The sequence below is a fragment of the Pseudomonas peli genome (assembly GCF_050563605.1).
In the GTDB taxonomy this organism is placed as follows: Bacteria; Pseudomonadota; Gammaproteobacteria; order Pseudomonadales; family Pseudomonadaceae; genus Aquipseudomonas; species Aquipseudomonas peli_A.
The window spans coordinates 319,757-336,582 of sequence record NZ_JBNXUH010000001.1 but is presented as its reverse complement, the minus strand read 5'-3'; the positions used below and the strand labels follow the sequence as shown (position 1 = coordinate 336,582).

At 62.2% G+C, this 16,826-nt stretch carries 18 protein-coding genes; 7 read left to right on the top strand and 11 right to left on the bottom strand.

Annotated elements, in window-relative coordinates; genetic code table 11:
- The first annotated feature begins 33 nt into the window (after window positions 1–33).
- The 3 genes from ACQ4LH_RS01550 (at window position 34) to ACQ4LH_RS01540 (ending at window position 1,890) form a co-directional block, all read left to right on the top strand.
- Window positions 34–249, top strand: a complete 216-nt coding sequence (locus tag ACQ4LH_RS01550; protein ID WP_430695593.1) for a dodecin — start codon at window positions 34–36, stop codon at window positions 247–249.
- 149 nt (window positions 250–398) lie between these two features.
- The gene (locus ACQ4LH_RS01545; protein WP_430695591.1) at window positions 399–1,394 is read left to right on the top strand and encodes an LLM class flavin-dependent oxidoreductase; all 996 of its coding nucleotides are present in this window, start codon (window positions 399–401) and stop codon (window positions 1,392–1,394) included.
- 70 nt (window positions 1,395–1,464) lie between these two features.
- Window positions 1,465–1,890: an OsmC family protein gene (locus tag ACQ4LH_RS01540; RefSeq protein WP_430695589.1), complete on the top strand. Its 426-nt coding sequence runs from the start codon at window positions 1,465–1,467 to the stop codon at window positions 1,888–1,890.
- Window positions 1,891–1,902: 12 nt separating this feature from the next.
- On the opposite strand, the gene ACQ4LH_RS01535 is transcribed toward ACQ4LH_RS01540, so the two are convergent.
- Window positions 1,903–2,322, bottom strand: coding sequence for a hypothetical protein (locus ACQ4LH_RS01535; protein ID WP_430695587.1), 420 nt, complete (start codon window positions 2,320–2,322; stop codon window positions 1,903–1,905).
- A gap of 108 nt (window positions 2,323–2,430) precedes the next feature.
- Between ACQ4LH_RS01535 and ACQ4LH_RS01530 the strand changes: the two genes are divergently transcribed.
- Window positions 2,431–3,483 carry an aminopeptidase gene (locus tag ACQ4LH_RS01530; protein ID WP_430695585.1) on the top strand — a complete coding sequence of 351 codons (1,053 nt, stop codon included), beginning with the start codon at window positions 2,431–2,433 and terminating at the stop codon, window positions 3,481–3,483.
- 64 nt (window positions 3,484–3,547) lie between these two features.
- Window positions 3,548–3,778: a DUF1161 domain-containing protein gene (locus ACQ4LH_RS01525; protein WP_430695583.1), complete on the top strand. Its 231-nt coding sequence runs from the start codon at window positions 3,548–3,550 to the stop codon at window positions 3,776–3,778.
- 41 nt (window positions 3,779–3,819) lie between these two features.
- Here ACQ4LH_RS01525 and ACQ4LH_RS01520 read toward each other — a convergent pair whose 3' ends face one another.
- The gene (locus ACQ4LH_RS01520; RefSeq protein ID WP_430695746.1) at window positions 3,820–4,467 is read right to left on the bottom strand and encodes an HAD family hydrolase; all 648 of its coding nucleotides are present in this window, start codon (window positions 4,465–4,467) and stop codon (window positions 3,820–3,822) included.
- Between the two features lie 14 nt (window positions 4,468–4,481).
- Window positions 4,482–5,024, bottom strand: a complete 543-nt coding sequence (locus ACQ4LH_RS01515; RefSeq protein WP_430695581.1) for a gamma carbonic anhydrase family protein — start codon at window positions 5,022–5,024, stop codon at window positions 4,482–4,484.
- A gap of 171 nt (window positions 5,025–5,195) precedes the next feature.
- On the opposite strand from ACQ4LH_RS01515, the gene prlC reads away from it, so the two are divergent.
- Entirely contained in the window at window positions 5,196–7,244 is a 2,049-nt protein-coding gene (gene prlC / locus ACQ4LH_RS01510; protein WP_430695579.1) for an oligopeptidase A, read from the top strand.
- Window positions 7,241–7,507: a YheV family putative zinc ribbon protein gene (locus tag ACQ4LH_RS01505; protein WP_430695577.1), complete on the top strand. Its 267-nt coding sequence runs from the start codon at window positions 7,241–7,243 to the stop codon at window positions 7,505–7,507. The genes prlC and ACQ4LH_RS01505 overlap by 4 nt, the downstream gene beginning before the upstream one ends.
- A 123-nt stretch (window positions 7,508–7,630) precedes the next feature.
- Here ACQ4LH_RS01505 and ACQ4LH_RS01500 read toward each other — a convergent pair whose 3' ends face one another.
- The 8 genes from ACQ4LH_RS01500 to ACQ4LH_RS01465 all read right to left on the bottom strand — a co-directional run bounded on the left by ACQ4LH_RS01500 (window position 7,631) and on the right by ACQ4LH_RS01465 (window position 16,824).
- Window positions 7,631–8,389: a substrate-binding periplasmic protein gene (locus ACQ4LH_RS01500; RefSeq protein WP_430695575.1), complete on the bottom strand. Its 759-nt coding sequence runs from the start codon at window positions 8,387–8,389 to the stop codon at window positions 7,631–7,633.
- Between the two features lie 59 nt (window positions 8,390–8,448).
- Window positions 8,449–10,131, bottom strand: coding sequence for a phosphate ABC transporter substrate-binding/OmpA family protein (locus ACQ4LH_RS01495; RefSeq protein WP_430695574.1), 1,683 nt, complete (start codon window positions 10,129–10,131; stop codon window positions 8,449–8,451).
- A gap of 98 nt (window positions 10,132–10,229) precedes the next feature.
- Window positions 10,230–11,087 (bottom strand): hypothetical protein, encoded by an 858-nt coding sequence (locus ACQ4LH_RS01490; RefSeq protein ID WP_430695573.1) that lies wholly within the window; start codon window positions 11,085–11,087, stop codon window positions 10,230–10,232.
- The gene (locus ACQ4LH_RS01485; RefSeq protein ID WP_430695571.1) at window positions 11,084–12,733 is read right to left on the bottom strand and encodes an AAA family ATPase; all 1,650 of its coding nucleotides are present in this window, start codon (window positions 12,731–12,733) and stop codon (window positions 11,084–11,086) included. The genes ACQ4LH_RS01490 and ACQ4LH_RS01485 overlap by 4 nt, the downstream gene beginning before the upstream one ends.
- Window positions 12,734–12,742: 9 nt before the next feature.
- A complete protein-coding gene (locus ACQ4LH_RS01480; protein ID WP_430695569.1) occupies window positions 12,743–13,498 on the bottom strand; it encodes a PspA/IM30 family protein in 756 nt (251 codons plus the stop codon).
- A gap of 175 nt (window positions 13,499–13,673) precedes the next feature.
- Complete coding sequence (gene prfH / locus ACQ4LH_RS01475) at window positions 13,674–14,291, bottom strand: peptide chain release factor H (RefSeq protein WP_430695567.1); 618 nt, start codon at window positions 14,289–14,291, stop codon at window positions 13,674–13,676.
- On the bottom strand, window positions 14,291–15,427 hold the full coding sequence (locus ACQ4LH_RS01470; protein ID WP_430695565.1) for an RNA ligase RtcB family protein: 1,137 nt from the start codon (window positions 15,425–15,427) through the stop codon (window positions 14,291–14,293). Before ACQ4LH_RS01470 ends, prfH begins: the two co-directional genes overlap by 1 nt.
- 212 nt (window positions 15,428–15,639) lie before the next feature.
- Window positions 15,640–16,824, bottom strand: a complete 1,185-nt coding sequence (locus tag ACQ4LH_RS01465) for a hypothetical protein (RefSeq protein WP_430695563.1) — start codon at window positions 16,822–16,824, stop codon at window positions 15,640–15,642.
- Window positions 16,825–16,826: the final 2 nt, after the last annotated feature.

Below are 16,826 nucleotides of genomic sequence, written 5' to 3'. Positions count from 1 at the left end.
GACCCACCTGTTCAGCCATCTGGGAGAGCTGCAATGTCCGATCATCACACCTACAAGAAAATCGAAATCGTCGGTACCTCGAAAGTCAGCATCGAAGATGCCATCGAAAATGCCCTGGCAGAATGCACCAAGTCGGTACGCAACCTCGACTGGTTCGAGGTGGTGGAAACCCGTGGGCATATTGTCGATGGCAAGGTCGGCCATTATCAGGTCACCCTGAAAATCGGCTTCCGCCTTAGCAGTAGCTGACCCACACCAAGGGCCGTCGCTTGCGCACGGCCCGGTTATCGCATCCAGACCACCTGCCCCTTGGAATCCGCAGAACAAGCCCCACTATCTAACTCAGGTATTGGCGCATTGCTGCGCCCGAACAAGCGGATAACCAACAGGCAGGCCCGATGAGCGCACTCGCACAGAGCAAATTTTCCACCCTCGATCTCGCCCCGGTGCGTGACGACGGCAACGCCGCCCAGGCCCTGCACAACTCCCTGGCGCTGGCCCAGCATGTCGAGCGTCTGGGTTTCGAACGCTTCTGGGTGGCCGAACACCACAATATGGATGGCATCGCCAGCTCGGCCACCGCCGTGTTGCTGGGTTATCTGGCCGCCGGCACGTCCAAGATTCGCCTGGGCTCCGGCGGGGTGATGCTGCCCAACCACGCGCCGCTGGTGATTGCCGAGCAGTTCGGCACCCTGGCCACACTTTATCCCGGCCGCATCGAGCTGGGTCTGGGCCGCGCGCCTGGGGCTGACCAGTTCACCGCTCAGGCGCTGCGCCGAGACCGGATTGGCAATGCCGATGACTTCCCCGCAGATGTTGAAGAACTGCAACGCTACCTCGGCCCGCGCACGCCGGATCAACGGGTGATCGCCATGCCCGGCACCGACACCAATGTGCCGATCTGGCTGCTCGGTTCCAGCCTGTTCAGCGCTCAGCTGGCCGGCGAGAAGGGTCTGCCCTATGCCTTCGCCTCGCACTTCGCGCCGCGCTATATGCATGAGGCGATTCGCGTCTACCGCAATCACTTCAAGCCCTCGGCGGTGCTCGACAAGCCTTATGTGATGCTCGGTGTGCCGTTGATTGCCGCCGACAGCGATGAGCAGGCCGAATACCTGGCCACTTCGGCCTATCAGCGCATTCTCGCCCTGATTCGCGGCCAGAGCCTGGTGCAGAAACCGCCGGTGGCTAGCATGCAAGGCCTGTGGTTGCCGCATGAAAAAGAGGCGGTGAGCAGCTTTCTCGGTATGGCGATGATCGGTGGCCCGGACAAGGTTCGTGCGCGCCTGGAAGTACTGCTGGAACAGACCGGCGCCGATGAGCTGATCTTCACCTGCGACCTGTATGACTTTGCCGACCGTTTGCATGCTTTCGAGCTGGTCGCGCAAATGCGCTAACAGTTATTTTTCGAACTTGTGCCGCCTGAGCCTGCTCTCAACCCTATAACCCACGCACTGGAGTATTCGGATGAAGAAGACAGCCTCAGCTCACTGGCAAGGTGGCATCAAGGACGGTAAAGGCACTATCTCGACCCAGAGCGGCGCCCTGAAAAGCGCGCCCTATGGCTTCAATACCCGCTTCGAGGATCAGCCGGGCACCAACCCGGAAGAGCTGCTCGGCGCAGCTCACGCTGGTTGTTTTTCCATGGCCCTGTCCAAGGAACTTGGCGAAGCGGGGATGACCGCCGAGAGCATCGATACGCAAGCAGAAGTCACCCTGGACAAGGCCGACGGCGGCTTTGCCATCACCGCCGTACACCTGACGCTCAAGGCGCGGATTCCCGGCGCCGACCGTGCGGCCTTCGAGAAAGCCGTGGAAACCGCCAAGAACGGCTGCCCGGTATCCAAGGTGCTGAACGCCGAAATCACCCTGGAAGCGGTGCTCGATAGCTGATTGCAGCGCGCCTTAGAACGTGCCGCAGCGCAAAATCTTGCCCCGCGCCAGCACGTTGCGCTGCCCATCGTAGAGCCAGGCCTGAGCTTTCATCTGCATGGGCCGGGCCTCCAGTCGATAGCGCTGGCCAGCCACGAAGTTGTCGTAGCACACGCGAATCTCGCAGGTCACCTGGCGGGGCTCATAGGCACCGTCCAGGCCACCGCCGCCGTTAACCTCGAACTGAAAGCGCGCCTGCAACTCATGGGCACCAGCGGGCACCTGAAAATAGCGACCATCGGTCAAGCGCTGGTCATCAAGCCGGTCCGCCATCAGCAGCGTGCCAGCATGGCTGCGCAGCTCGACCCAGGCCTGATTCGGGTCAGGCGCTGGCACCGCCGAGGCGCAGGCACTGAGCACCAACACAGCACTAAGCAAAGCCAGATAACGCATGGGACACCTCCACAATTGAGCTGTTTGCTAGCCTACGCCGATCCCGCGCTGGAGGCAGCAGCGCCGATGCGCTAGCGTGGCAGACTGATTACTCAAGGGTACTGATCAATGTTCGACGCCCTGCTCTGGCGCTGGGTTCCACTGGCCGCCACGCTGCTGCTGAGCGGCTGCAGCACCCTGGATTACTACAGCCACCTGGCGGGCGGGCAACTGCAACTGCTGCAGGCGCGCGAGCCGATTGCCGAACTGCTGGAGAACCCGGCGACCGACCCCGAACTCAAGCAACGCCTGGCCCTCGCTCAGCAGGCGCGGGATTTCGCCAGCGCCCAGCTGAACCTGCCCGACAACGGCAGCTACCGCCTGTACGCCGATATTCAGCGACCGTTCGTGGTGTGGAATGTGTTCGCCACCCCGGAGTTTTCCCTGTCGCCAGAGCTGCACTGCTTCCCGATTGCTGGCTGCGTGGCCTATCGCGGCTTCTACAGCCAGGGCCGCGCGCGCGGCTCGGCAGCGCTGCTGAAACAGCAGGGTCTGGATACCTATCTGGGCGGCGTCGAAGCCTACTCGACCCTGGGCTGGTTCGATGACCCGATTCTCAACACCATGCTGCGCTGGAGCGATGAACGCCTGGTAGCGGTGATCTTCCACGAGCTGGCGCACCAGCAGTTGTATGTGGCGGATGACACCGCGTTTAACGAGTCCTTCGCCAGCTTTGTCGAGCGTGAAGGCCTGCGCCAATGGCGCGCCAAGCAGGGCCTGCAGCCCAGCGACCCGCAGGGCGAACAGCAGCGCGAGCAGTTTATCGCCCTGGTCCTGGCCAGCCGAGCGCGGCTGCAGCAGCTCTACGCCAGTGACCTGCCGCCCGCGCAGATGCGCAGCGGTAAGCAGGCCGAGATCGCCCGCCTGCGTGCCGAATACCATGCGCTAAGCGCCCGCGAGTGGGGCGGCAACGGGCGTTACGACGACTGGATCAACGCGCCGATAAACAACGCCAAGCTGCTGCCGTTTGGCCTCTATGATCAATGGGTGCCAGCCTTCGCCGCGCTGTTTGAGCGGGTTGACCGCGACTGGCCGCGCTTCTATCAGCGTGTCGCAGCGCTGGGCAATCTGGCCGAGGTAGAACGGCATCAGGCACTGGCCGACTTATCTTCAGGCTCTTAGAACTTACGTACCTAAAAACCACTCCAACCCCTGTAGTTTCTGTTCACGCAAAAGGAGCGATGCAATGAACAAATTCACCCTGGCCGTGTTGCTTGGCCTATTCAGCACCAGCGTATTGGCCGCCCCCAAGCCCTGCGAAGAGCTGCGTGCGGAGATTGAAGTGAAAATCCAGGCCGCCGGCGTTGCCAGCTACACCCTGGAAATCGTGCCCAACGAAGAAGCCCAGGACCCCAATATGGTGGTCGGCAGCTGCGACGGCGGCAGCAAGAAGATCATCTATCAGAAAAATGGTTAACCGTGCGATGGGTTACGCCTACGGCTAACCCATCCTACGATTTAGCCCACAAACGCCTGGTGCAACTCGGCCAGGCTATGGAAGTGATAGGTCGGCGCCTCGGCCTGCAACTCAGCAAAACTGCCAAAGCCATAACCCACCGCCGCTGCATCCAGGCCATTGCGCCTGGCGCCGATCAGGTCGTGCTTGCGATCGCCGATCATCAGCGTGCTCTCCACATCCAGTTGTTCCTGCTGCAGCAGATGGGCGATCAGCTCGATTTTGTCGGTGCGCGTGCCATCCAGCTCGCTGCCATAAATCACCTTGAAGTGCTGAGCAAAGCCGAAATGCCGGGCAATCTGCTCGGCAAATACCGTCGGTTTACTGGTGGCAATATATAGCGTGCGCTGCTGGTTCTGCAGCAGCTGCAACAGCTCGCCCACGCCGTCGAACAGCTGGTTTTCATACAGCCCCACCTCACGGAATCGCTCGCGGTAGTGGTTCACCGCCTGCCAGGCCGTGGCCTCGTCAAACTGATACGTGTGCATAAAACACTGCAACAGCGGCGGACCGATAAAGTGCTCAAGCGCCTGCAGATCAGGCTCATCGATGCCCAGCTTGGCCAGTGCATGCTGCACCGAGCGGGTAATCCCCTCACGCGGGTCGGTCAGGGTTCCATCGAGGTCAAACAGGATGGTCGAGTAATGCAAAGCCGGTTGAGCCATCAGCTGCCGTAACCTTCCATCAAGTGCTGATCCTTCAACCGTACGTAATTGTCGGCGCTGTAGCGGAAGTAACTGCGCTCCTTTTCGCTCAGTTCACGGGCCTGTTTGGCCGGGCTGCCGACGTACAGGTAGCCGCTTTGCAGATGGCTACCCGGCGGCACCAGGCTGCCGGCGCCAAGCATTACTTCGTCATCGATCACTACGCCGTCCATGATGATGCTGCCCATGCCGATCAGCACCCGGTTGCCGATGTTGCAGCCGTGCAGGGTGACGTTATGGCCGATGGTCACATCGTCGCCGATATTCAGCGGGTAACCGCGCGGGTTGAAGGGCCCGGCGTGGGTGATGTGCAGTACGCTGCCGTCCTGAACACTGCTGCGCTCGCCTATGCGGATGCTGTGCATGTCGCCACGGATCACCACCAACGGCCAGACCGAGCTGTCCGCGCCGATTTCCACATCGCCGAGAACCACGGCCGATGCGTCGACAAAGGCCCGTGGGCCGAGCAAAGGGGTGAATTGCTGGTAAGTACGAATCGCCACGATAGAAACCTCTTAAGCTGCGCCTGACCTTGATTGTAATTAAGATGGCACCCATGTTCAGGACATGCGCGCTGTTTTGTAGCGCCCTGTGTCCACTCAAGCCTGACCCTGGGAGCCTTTTGCGCCCGCCAGGGTCACAGCTGCAAACCCACTTCGTTACAGGTGACTGTCGTGACTGCCAACAACCCACTGCTGCAAGCCTTCGATCTGCCGTCTTATGCCGCCATCCGTCCGGAGCATGTCGAGCCGGCGGTGGACAGCATTCTTGCCGACAACCGTGCGGCCATGAGCAGGCTGCTTGAACAACAGTCTGGCACACCGAGCTGGGATGGCCTGGTGCTCGCGCTCGATGAACTGGGCGCACGCCTGGGCCAGGCCTGGAGCCCGGTCAGCCACCTCAATGCGGTGTGCAACAGCCCCGAGCTGCGCGCCGCCTACGAGGCCTGCCTGCCCAAGCTGTCCGAATACTGGACCGAAATCGGCCAGAACCAGCCGCTGTTCCAGGCCTATCAGGCGCTGGCCGAAAGCCCTGCCGCCGCTGGTTTCGACGTGGCGCAGAAGACCATTCTCGAACATGCCCTGCGCGATTTCCGCCTGTCCGGTATCGACCTGCCGGCCGAGCAGCAGAAGCGCTACGGCGAGATCCAGATGAAGCTCTCCGAGCTGGCCAGCAAGTTCTCCAACCAATTGCTGGATGCCACCCAGGCCTGGACCAAGCACGTCACCGACGAGGCCGCGCTGGATGGCCTGACCGATTCGGCCAAGGCGCAGATGAAGCAAGCCGCCGAGGCCAAGAGCCTGGACGGCTGGCTGATCAGCCTGGAATTCCCCAGCTACTTCGCGGTGATGACCTACGCCAACGATCGCGCTCTGCGCGAAGAGGTGTATGCCGCCTACTGCACCCGCGCCTCCGACCAAGGGCCGAATGCCGGACAAAACGACAACGGCCCGGTGATGCTGGAAATCCTCGCCCTGCGTCAGGAGCTGGCCAAGCTGCTGGGCTTTGCCAACTACGCCGAGCTGAGCCTGGCCAGCAAGATGGCCGAGACCACCGATCAGGTGCTGCACTTCCTGCGTGACCTCGGGGTACGTGGCAAGCCGTTTGCCGAGCAGGACCTACGCGAGCTGCAAGCCTTCGCCGCCGAACAGGGCTGCAACGATCTGCAAAGCTGGGACGTCGGCTACTACAGCGAGAAACTACGCGAGCAGCGCTACAGCATTTCCCAGGAGATCCTCCGCGCCTACTTCCCCATCGACAAGGTACTCAGCGGCCTGTTCGCCATCGTCGAAAAGCTTTATGGCATCCAGATCGAGGAACTCAGCGGCTTCGACAGCTGGCACCCGGACGTTCGTCTGTTCGAAATCAAGGAGAACGGCGCGCACGTCGGGCGCTTCTTCTTCGACCTCTACGCCCGCGCCAACAAGCGCGGCGGCGCCTGGATGGACGGCGCGCGTGACAAACGCCGCAACGCTTCCGGCCAGCTGATCAGCCCTGTGGCCAACCTGGTGTGCAACTTCACCCCAGCCGTCGGCGGCAAGCCAGCGCTGCTGACCCATGATGAAGTCACCACCCTGTTCCACGAATTTGGCCACGGCCTGCATCACCTGCTGACCCGCGTCGAACACGCCGGCGCGTCCGGTATCAACGGCGTGGCCTGGGATGCGGTGGAGCTGCCGAGCCAGTTTATGGAGAACTGGTGCTGGGAGCCCGAGGGCCTGGCGCTGATCTCCGGCCACTATGAGAGCGGCGAGCCGCTACCACAGGACCTGCTGGACAAGATGCTGGCGGCGAAGAACTTCCAGTCCGGACTGATGATGGTGCGGCAAATCGAATTCAGCCTGTTCGACTTCGAACTGCACGCCACCCACGGCGACGGCCGCAGCGTGCTCGACGTACTCGAAGGCATCCGCCAGGAAGTCTCGGTGCTGCGTCCACCTGCCTACAACCGTTTCCCCAATAGCTTCGCGCATATCTTCGCCGGCGGTTACGCGGCCGGTTACTACAGCTACAAGTGGGCCGAAGTGCTGAGCGCCGATGCCTTTTCCAAGTTCGAAGAAGAAGGCGTATTCAACAGCGCCACCGGCCGCGCCTTCCGTGAAGCCATCCTGGCCCGTGGCGGCTCGCAGGAGCCGATGGTGCTGTTTGTTGATTTCCGTGGCCGCCCGCCATCCATCGACGCCCTGCTGCGCCACCTCGGTTTGAGCCAGGAGGCCGCATGACAGAGACCACGGCAAAACGCTTTATCGCCGGGGCGGTCTGCCCGGCGTGCAGCGAAATGGACAAGATCCAGATGTGGAACGTCGATGGCGTGCCGCACCGCGAATGCGTGGCCTGCGGCTACGCCGACACCCTGGACGAGCGCGGCAACTCAGTGCCGCGCGAACTGCCCACTCGGGTCAATATCAGCGCGCTAAAACCCAAGGCCGCCAATCCCAAGGTGCAGGCGGTGCAGTTTTTCCCGAATCCCAAGCTGAAAAAATAGCTGGAAGCTATTTTTAACGTCGCTTCGCGACGGCCCGTAGGGTGGCCGCCAGGGATGGCAGGCCATAAAAACTACCCGAGTAGCTACACCCTCACCAACCGGCTGTACAACCGCTGCGCCAGCTCAGGGCGTAGCACTCTCGCCCTGCTGCTGATGGCGCTCAAGCATGCGCTGGTAATCGCCACTGGCGCGCAACTGCGCCAAGCCCTGGTTGAACTGCGCGATGATCACCGCCGCCTGCGGGTGGCTGCGCGGCACGATCAGATGCAAGGTGCTGCGGTTGATCGCGCTGTTGGAGCGGCGAAAGCGTTCGATAGGCTCCCCGGTCAAGCGCAACGCGGTTTCGCCCAGGCGCCGGTCGGAGATAAAGAAATCATCGCGCCCCATCAATAGCAGACGCGCGCACTCGTGCAGCCCCGCCGGGGAGTGCCGATTTAGCTGCCCATCATCGACCAGTTGCTGAATGATCGGTGGCGGCTGCCAACCCAATGGGTAGCACAGGCGCCGGCCCTGCATGCTGGGCACATCGTCAACCTCAATCACCTCACCGGCACGGCTGAAAATATGCTGCTCGGCGATAAACAGCGGCTCCGAGTAGAGAAACTCTTCTTCACGCTGCGGGGTGCGTACATAGGGGAAGGTGGCGTCGTAATCGCCGCGCAGGGTTTTCAGGTAGCCGCGCTTCCATGGCTGCCAATCCAGGCTGCTGGCGATATTGCTTTGCTGCAACGCCGCCCGCACCACCTGGGTGAGCATGCCACCCTCCGGCAAGGCCTGACCGGTAAAGGGCGCGTAGTCATCGCCGGTAACCAGGCGCAGGTCAGCGGCCTGGGCGCATAGGCACAGGCTCGACAACAGGTAGACCAGCAAGCGCTGCAGCATCGGGCCAATATCCAGGAGCTATGGCTGTAGTCTAGGGTGCGCCGTGCGCAGCGGCGTCTTTATTCGAGGGTAAACCACTGCACCTCGACGCGACGGTTCTGCTCGCTGTCCTGACCCAGGGGTTCTTCCCAGCCACGACCGACCAACTCGATACGGTCGTCGGCGATGCCGGGGTGGCGCGCCATCAGTGCTTCCTTGACCGCCAAGGTGCGCTGGCGCGACAGCTCCATGGCCTTTAACGCCATGGAGCGCACCAGTGCCGAGCCACCCTGACGCTCGAAGTCGGCGACCATGGCGTTATCCACATGGCCGCGCAGCAGCACGATGGAGCCAGGGCTGACCTGGAGGAATTGCTTGATGGTATCCAGATAGTCCTGGTTGGCCTTGGCCTGCTTGTCCAACTCGGCCGAGTTGGCCTCGAAGAAGAAGCGGATGTCCTTGCTCAACAGCGCGTCGCCTTCCAGGGCGACCTTGCCGCTGGTGCGGATCGGCGCAATGGCAATGCTCTGGCCTTTGAATTGGCCGCCCTCATCCAGCGCCTTGAGATGCTGCAAATCGGCGAAGCGTGCTGGGTCGGCCGGGTTGCGGATCACCGAACCGTAAGCAAGCACCGAGGATTGGAAGATGCCCTGGAAGGAGCCGGCCGAATCGATGCTGCCGTCGAAGAACGCCAGGTTTTCCGGCAAGTTGCTCAGGTGCACCTTGCTCAGCTCGTCGAGGGTTTCCTCAGGCGTCCAGCCGAACGCCTGAGCGACCACGCCGGCATGGGCTTTTGGATCGTCGCGTAGCAGACGGTTGCCTTGCAGCAGACCATGGACAAGACCTTTGACGATTTCCGGGTGGGCAGTCGCAAAGCCCTTGTTGACCACCAGGATATCGGCGACCACCAGCAGGTTGCGGTTGGACACCAGCATCTTCGCTGCACCAGCAGATTCGGCGACCACTTCATCGGTGCGCGGCGACCAGCCGACGCAACCGTTCAGGCGCTGCTTGCCGGTCAGTTCGGCGGCGTAGGCATCGCAGGCGATAAAGGCATCCTCGTAGAACACCAGACCCAGCTCGTTCGGCGCCGGGCGGGCGTCCAAGTCGCGCAGTACCTTGACTGGCACGCCGGCTTCAGACGCCAGGTAGCGGATAAAGAACTCGCTCTCGTTGAACTGGGTAGCGCCGAGCACCTTGCCCTTGAGCTGGTTGATGCTGGCGATGCCCGTGTCCACCACCACCTGGTCGGCGCCGCGGGAGAAGGCGATCTGCGCCGGCACCGTAACCTCGAACTGCCTGCCGAGCACCGCCAGCACATCGGCGGTAGTGGCGACTGCGGCCATCTGGCCGTTGTTCAGCGCCGACCATTCCTCGCTCTCACCCTTGTTCAGGCGCACCTGGAAGCCGTACTGCTTGGCGAAGATCGACTCGGGGTTGGGCGCCAGGCCGCCATTGGCGACGATCAGGCCGCCGTAACCGGCGTACTCGCTCATGTCGATGTCGATGATGTTGTTCTTCATCTCATAGGGTGCGGCAGATTGCAGGGTCGGCGTGCCGCTTACCGGCTCAACCGGCACAGGCCCCGCGGCCACTCCGAGGCTCGCGGGCAAACCGCTGAGCACGCTACCGGCGCCTTCTTCGAGCATGTCCTTGCTGACCAACCAGCCGCCCAGGCCAAGCAGGCCGAGCACCAGCACTATGGTCAACAACTTGCCGGCGGCATTGCCCTGTTGGCGCTGCCTGGGTGCGGATTGATACATGACGCCTCTCCCTGTCGGATGCGAGCCAGCGGCCCGCCAATCAAAAGTGTATTACCGCCTCCCGGACTGTATCCGGGCTGCGTCTATTGCACCGGCCATCACTGACGTAGCGATTCGCCTTGCGCCGGCTTATCGCCCTGGCCTTGCAGCACATAACGCGGCAAAGCCTGTTGTTCATTGAGTTCGAGCACGCCGAGCAGGTCGCGCTGGCTATTCAGCCAGCGGCTGGCCTCGTTGAACGAGGAGGTCAAGGCGTTGAGCGCCACGCCTATCTGTTCTTCGTCGGTGGCGAGCAGGGTCTGTTCGCGGATCAAGGCGATTTGCTGTTCGATGCGCTGCAACTCGGCATCCACATGCTCCTTGCGTCGCAGGCCTTCGGCATGGGCCGCCTGGCGCGCGTCTATCACCTGCTTTTGCTGTTCCAGGCTGCGCCGTAACTCGTCGTTCAGTTCGCTGGCGGCCAGGCGTGCGTCGATCTGGTCTTCCTGCCTCTGCAGTTCGGCGCTGTCCTGAGCGGCGGTGTCCACCACCACATTCAGCGCCTGGCCAGCGACCAGCAGACGCAAGTTCAGCCACACCAGTTGCTCCAGGCTAGCGGCATGAGAGGCCATCAGCGGCGAGCGCGAGAGCAGTTGCAGCACCTCGCGGGCACGGGCTTCGACCGTTTGCTGCCGAGCGCGTTGCGCGGCATCGAGCAGCGCCACTGTAGCCTCATAACGCTGGCTGGCGGGGTCGGTCAGCGGCACTTGCCGGGCATCCACGGTTCGGCGAAAACGCGTGCTGCTCGCCAGCAGCAGCAGATAACCCAGCTCCAGGCCCGCGCCAAGCACCCAGAAACCGGGGCTGACAAAGACGCCGAGCAAGGCGAACGCAGCCAGGCCGAACCAGTTCGGCGGCAGCGACATGCCCAGGGGGCGGGCATTAAAGGCCGACCAGAGGTAGCGCCCGGCACTCATGGGCTGGTGATCTCTTCGCCAAGATGGCGCAGCGACTCGGGGACGAAGGCCATATCGGTGGCTTCGCGGATGGCGATGCTCATCTGCATCCGTAGCACCTGCTCGGCCACCGGCGGCTGATAACCCTGCAGGCAATGCTTAAGCGCCGCCAAAGGTTCCATCTGCGCGGTGCGCACCTGACGGTAGACCTTTACCGCCAGGGCCTCGGCGGCGCCTGGGGTAAGCAGCAAGGGCAGCGGTAATTTCACCAGCGCTTTGGTTTCCAGCTTGAGCTCGAAACGTTTGAGCAGGGCCTTGAGCAGCGCGGCGCTTTCTTCGACCGTGGTGGTCGGCAGCAGCGGGATTTTCACGTCGACCCGACCCGGACGCTTGAGGTCGACTTCGATCAGATCCGGGCGCGAGGAGGCGAGAATCCAGATCACCTTGCCGCGGTTGTCAGCGTCGCCCATTTCCTGGGCGATCATCGAGTAGAGGCGCCCGGACAGGCCGCTGTCGCCACTGCCACCGTCGCGTTTGCCGAGAGTCTGGTCGGCTTCGTCGATAAACACGATGCAGCGACCGAGGCCACGGATCAGGCGGAAGATCTTCTCCAGATTGCCTTCGCTGGAGCCGACCCAGCGGTCGCGGAAGTTCTTCAGCTTGACCACCGGCACCCCGGCCTCGCCGGCCAGACACTCGACCAGATAAGTCTTGCCGGTGCCAACCGGGCCGCAAAAGATATAGCCCTTGGGCAGTGCGCGCAGATCGGCGGCCTGCCACAGCGCCATGTCCTGGCGCAGCCAGACTTTCAGCGCCTCCTGGGCGTGGTAATCGTCCAGGGTGCGCTTGGACTCGATAAATTCCACCAGGCCGGCGCTGTCGTTTTCCACCAGTTCTTTCTTGGCTTCGATCCAGTCCTGGGCGCCAAGCACCTTGCCTTCATGGGCGCGGCGTTTGACCAGGCTGGCCAGGGCACTGAGGCTGACTCCGGCCAGGGCCTGCACGGTGCCGTTATCCTCGGCGGCGAAGGCGGCGGGATGATCAATGCGCAGTTGCGCCAGGCACTGGCCGAGGCCGGCGGCATCCGGCAGCGGCACCTGCACCCGGTCGATGCGCGGGTTATTGGCCACCAGCGGATGCAGGTCGTTGAGGTTATCGGCGATCAGCAGGCTGGCGAAGGCCATATCGGCGAACGGCGGCTCGGCGGCCCAATCGCGCACCAGGCTGGCTAAGCTCGCGGTGGCGAAATCGCCCTGACGGCTGGCCGGCAGCACCAGCTCGGCGCCGCGCAGAATCACCGCCACATGTTCGTTGTCACCGCGGCCGAGGGCTTGCAGATTGGCGCGATAGCGCAGGTAACGGCTGATCAGCTCCACCGCTTCGCGTGGGTCATGGGGCCAGGGCTGGATCTTTTCTGCCACCGGCCATTGGGCGAAACGCTCGCCACCGCGCAACAGACTGAGGCCATTGCCGGGGTCGTAGAGAAAGACGATATCGAAAGTGCCAAACAGCTTGGCGTCGAGGTAACGGGTCAGGCTGACCAGCCGACCGTCCAACGGAAAGCGGTCGGCGACGTTGCCATACAGCACGAACTGGCCGTGGGCGCCGCTCTCATAGGCCAGGCGTAGCTCGTCAAGCCAGGCGGGTGCTTTGCCTTCACTGCTCATGGGCACGCCTTACTGGCTTTCGGATTGCGGAGTGCTGCCGCCCATACTGCGATTGGCCGGCGCCTCAGGAGTGGCTTCCTGGCCCGGCAGGCTGATGCCTTCCTTGGCCGCGAACTCGGCCAGGGCCAGGTCGGCCAGGGCGTCCATTTCGGCTTCCTTGATATTCACTTCGCTCATGTCCATCGAATCGCGGGCCATGCGCGCGCGGCCAGCGGCCTTAGTGCGCTCTTCCTCGACCATCTCGTGCAGGCGGTTGAGGGTATCGCCCGAGCCGCCGATATTGCTCACCATGCCGGCGGCCATCTCGTTCATCTCGGCCATCGCGGTCTTCATGCGCATATCGTTGATTGCGCCCTTGAGCGCCTCAATCTTGCTACGCGCGGCGTTCACCGCCACTTCGCGGGCCTTGGTCAGGTTCTGGTAGGTCTCTTCGGCCTGGGCCAGCTGGCGGCGATTCTCTTCCAGTTCGCGGGCCAGGTTCTGCAAACGCAAGGCGTTCTGCGCCGCGGCCGACTTGTTGCCGGCACGAAGGTGGGCGGTGGTGCGCGCATGCAGCTCACGCTCCTCGGCTTCCTGCTTGCGCACCTGGCTCATCAAGCGCTCGGCCAGACCCGCATGGGCGGCCAGGCCCTGGTTGAAGTTAGCGATCTGCTTGCGCAGATTTTCCTGCTCCAACTCCAATAAGGCTTCCGGGTTCTGCCGCTCCAGATCCTTGATAAACAGAGAGAGGATGCCTTTGAAGATATTGCTGAGGCGAGCGAACATGGCGACTCCTTGCTGTGTGCGAACAAACCTTAGAGTGCCCGGATCAATTTAACACTGGGCAGAGTGCAGGCATTTTTGGTGAGCGGCCCCGCGGATGCAACCTCAATCGAAGATTGCACTTAAAGGTCGCCTGCCTCGGCAATAGAACACGGCCCGCTGCCGGGCCGTGGATAGGTTATGGCGAGGCTTCGAAGCGCTCGCCCTTAAACGTACGCCGCGGATTACCGCGCTGCACTTGGTGATGAAACAACCGGCGCTCGGCCCGCAAGGCTTCGTTCGCCTGTTCGGCTTGCTCGACCAGGCGCCGGGCAATCAGCAGCAACGCCAGACGCTTGTTGGCATGTTGACTGCGTTCGGACTGCACCTTGACGCTGATGCCGCTGGCCACATGGGTGGCGCGCACTGCCGAGTCCGTTGTGTTGACATGCTGGCCGCCGGGACCGGAGGAACGTAGGGTTTCGAAACGGATCTGGCTTTCCAGGTTGGTCGGGGGCGCGGCGAAACGCGCGCCCCCGAAGAACCAATTCTTGCGCCGATGCGCCGGCCGATAAGGGCTGACGCAGATCCACTGCAGCGAACCACTCCAGTCATCCGCCAACTGCTCGGCTGCCTCACCGCTCAGCGCCAGCAAGACCGAAAGCAAAGTTGCCGGGCGTTCGCCGGCCTCCTGCTCCAGCACCCGCACCTCAACGCCCAGCTCCATGGCTTCCGCCAGCAAACGATTGAGCGCCTTGGCCACCGCCAAAGCGCATTCTTCCGGCCCTTGGGCCGCCGACAATTGCAGAAGGATCATCAGCAGCAACCTCCCCGCGTTTTGTAGGTCAGCACCGGTTTCAGACGTGCCAATACCCGCAACAGACCTGCCTCACGCAGCGCACCGACCACCGAGTCGATGGCCTTGTAGGCTTCTGGCGCCTCCTCGTAGATCAGCGCCCGATCAGCACAGATTACTCGGCTGCCCAACGCCGTACGCTCCAGCTGTTTGACGCTGTAACGCGTAGCCAGGCGATCCTTGCAGTCGCTGCGCATCCATTTACGCCCAGCACCATGGGCCAGGGACAACAGGCTGCGTTCGTCGGCCAGCGGCTGCGCCAGGTAACTGTAATCGCCACGTGAGCCGGGAATCACCAGTACACCCTGATCGGACGGCGTTGCGCCCTTGCGGTGCAGCCAACCATCCTGGCCCGCGATATGTGCAGGTGATACCAGGTTGTGATTGATATCCAGCAACTGCCCACCCTCAGCGCGCAGTCGTTCGAGCATGCGCCGGGCGATCAGCTGTCGATTGGCTTCTGCGAAACGCAGCGCACCATCGTGACGCCCCAGGTAATGGGCGCAAGCCGCAGAACCGGCCTCCAGCCCCTGATGGCCGAACAAATCGACCTGCTCGCGCAGAATCGCTTCGCCCAGCCCGCGCGAACCGCTGTGTACCAGTAATAGCAGCTGCTTGCGGTCGATACCTAGGGTGGCCAGCGCCTCGTCGTCGAAGCTCTGGTCGAGTTGCTGCAGTTCAGCGAAGTGGTTGCCGCCGCCAATGGTGCCTAGAGAATGCTCGTGGCCGCTCGGCGGCAGGCCGAACGCGGCGACGGCCTCCTGCCAGTCATCGCCAAGGGGGCCGTCGAGACTGCCGAGGCGCTTTTCCAGCTTGTCCAGGTTCAGTTTGGCCACGCCGATATCGGTGCGCCAAAGCGCCATGCCACAGCCGATATCGTTGCCGACCAGTGCCGGATACAGCCGACCTGTGGAGAAGAATGTCGCCCCCACCGGATAGCCACGCCCCGGATGCAAATCCGGCATTCCGGCGACCCGTTGCATACCCGGCAGACGTGCGGTGGTTTCAAGTTGCTGGATCGCTTTTCCTTCGATCCAGGTGTCGTCCGCGGCGATCAAAACGATGCCGTCGGACAAATTGCGAATGCAAGTGCCCATAGTCCAATCCAAATTGGTTGAAACGAAAAAATCTTGGAGTTGGCAGGCCGAAGCCGGGCAATGCGAACCGCTGCGAAGAGCTGCGGAAGAGGCGATTAAACCAGGCGCGACCTGCAAAGGTTGATCAGCTGCTGCATGATGTGGCTCCTTTGCTGTCGGTTGAGAGAAGGCGCGCATCCTAGGCCGATGATGCGCGCAGTGCAATACCCGCCTTAGTCCGGCAATGCCAAGCGCAATCGACCGGGATGCTTCTTGACTACCGCATAGGGCAGCACCGACCACTCGGTCTCTTCGCAGGCACGCGCGACACGCGGGAAGATCGAGTCGAGCACAATACCTTTCTCGTTGAGATACCAGCTAGGGAAGTCCCAGATTTCCGGGTCACTGTAATTGCACTCGAGATCATCCGCTGGCTCTGGCAACTCGTCTGGAGCGATCTGTCGCCACTGCTCGACCAACCAGGGTGCGAAGTACCGATTACGGTATTGGGAGAACACATCGAAACTCACCGATTCCTCATCCGGCTTGTGCTCTCGTGTTTCTAGATAGTGAAAAGCGGGACCCTCACCGACCCAGAGCAGGTCCTCCAAGCCCAGCGGTTTTCCGGTATCTGCATCCAGCGTGAGCGGCGCATCGCTGAAATCCGGGTGGGCTCCACCGCAGTCGTAGCTGGTGAAAATACTCAGACTTACAACATGCGCCGACAAAAGCCTCGGCCTCACAGTCTGCAGAAACTCCGCCCGTGGATCACCGGCCCCCAGCTTGCAGGCGTGATAGTCAATCACTTCCTCGCGCAACCGCGCCCGCAACTGCTGGTTGATCAAATCCAGTTGTGCCTGGGGATAACCACTCAGTACTTCGAACATCCTCAGCCCCGAAACAGCCTCCGTCCACCATTGCAACTCATGGCCCATAAAGTCCTGTCGCTTACCGGGCTTTAGCGGCAGCTCTTTGAGGCGCAAAAACTCGTAGGGTGACTCCTCATATAGGCGATACCAGAAGGGTTCGGCTCCCGCTGGCGGCTCCTCAATGGTCGGTTGGGTAAGCTTAACGGCAAGCTTTTTACCCTGCGGCCCGACCCATTCGCCCTGCCACCCCTGCGGGCTGCGCTGCAAGCGCAGTTCGGGACGCGGAGCGTCGTCGTACCTGTCTCGGCCTTCGACCAGACTGAGTTGCTGGCCTTGCAGTCGGCCCCTCAAAGCCAAGTCATGGTGGTGCTTGCGGTAAAAATAGCGGCCAATGACCTGCTCAGGGTCGCGCAGATCGAGTTCCACGACTATCGCCATCTTGCCCAACATCCCGCTGTAGACCTGCGGCCCTTCAGCAGCGAATAGCGCAGGTGAAACCACACCCAGAAAGAGCGCCACTAGTCGGCACCAGAACATTCCGTTGCTCATCT

Excerpts from the sequence above, each read along its gene's own strand:
- ACQ4LH_RS01525 (WP_430695583.1), top strand. The coding sequence starts at position 3,548 with ATGAACAAATTCACCCTGGCCGTGTTGCTTGGCCTATTCAGCACCAGC.
- ACQ4LH_RS01500 (WP_430695575.1), bottom strand. The coding sequence starts at position 8,389 with ATGCTGCAGCGCTTGCTGGTCTACCTGTTGTCGAGCCTGTGCCTATGC.
- ACQ4LH_RS01465 (WP_430695563.1), bottom strand. The coding sequence starts at position 16,824 with ATGAGCAACGGAATGTTCTGGTGCCGACTAGTGGCGCTCTTTCTGGGT.
- ACQ4LH_RS01505 (WP_430695577.1), top strand. The coding sequence starts at position 7,241 with ATGACAGAGACCACGGCAAAACGCTTTATCGCCGGGGCGGTCTGCCCG.
- ACQ4LH_RS01470 (WP_430695565.1), bottom strand. The coding sequence starts at position 15,427 with ATGGGCACTTGCATTCGCAATTTGTCCGACGGCATCGTTTTGATCGCC.
- ACQ4LH_RS01530 (WP_430695585.1), top strand. The coding sequence starts at position 2,431 with ATGTTCGACGCCCTGCTCTGGCGCTGGGTTCCACTGGCCGCCACGCTG.
- ACQ4LH_RS01550 (WP_430695593.1), top strand. The coding sequence starts at position 34 with ATGTCCGATCATCACACCTACAAGAAAATCGAAATCGTCGGTACCTCG.
- ACQ4LH_RS01540 (WP_430695589.1), top strand. The coding sequence starts at position 1,465 with ATGAAGAAGACAGCCTCAGCTCACTGGCAAGGTGGCATCAAGGACGGT.
- ACQ4LH_RS01490 (WP_430695573.1), bottom strand. The coding sequence starts at position 11,087 with ATGAGTGCCGGGCGCTACCTCTGGTCGGCCTTTAATGCCCGCCCCCTG.
- ACQ4LH_RS01480 (WP_430695569.1), bottom strand. The coding sequence starts at position 13,498 with ATGTTCGCTCGCCTCAGCAATATCTTCAAAGGCATCCTCTCTCTGTTT.
- ACQ4LH_RS01535 (WP_430695587.1), bottom strand. The coding sequence starts at position 2,322 with ATGCGTTATCTGGCTTTGCTTAGTGCTGTGTTGGTGCTCAGTGCCTGC.
- ACQ4LH_RS01495 (WP_430695574.1), bottom strand. The coding sequence starts at position 10,131 with ATGTATCAATCCGCACCCAGGCAGCGCCAACAGGGCAATGCCGCCGGC.
- ACQ4LH_RS01485 (WP_430695571.1), bottom strand. The coding sequence starts at position 12,733 with ATGAGCAGTGAAGGCAAAGCACCCGCCTGGCTTGACGAGCTACGCCTG.
- prfH (WP_430695567.1), bottom strand. The coding sequence starts at position 14,291 with ATGATCCTTCTGCAATTGTCGGCGGCCCAAGGGCCGGAAGAATGCGCT.
- ACQ4LH_RS01545 (WP_430695591.1), top strand. The coding sequence starts at position 399 with ATGAGCGCACTCGCACAGAGCAAATTTTCCACCCTCGATCTCGCCCCG.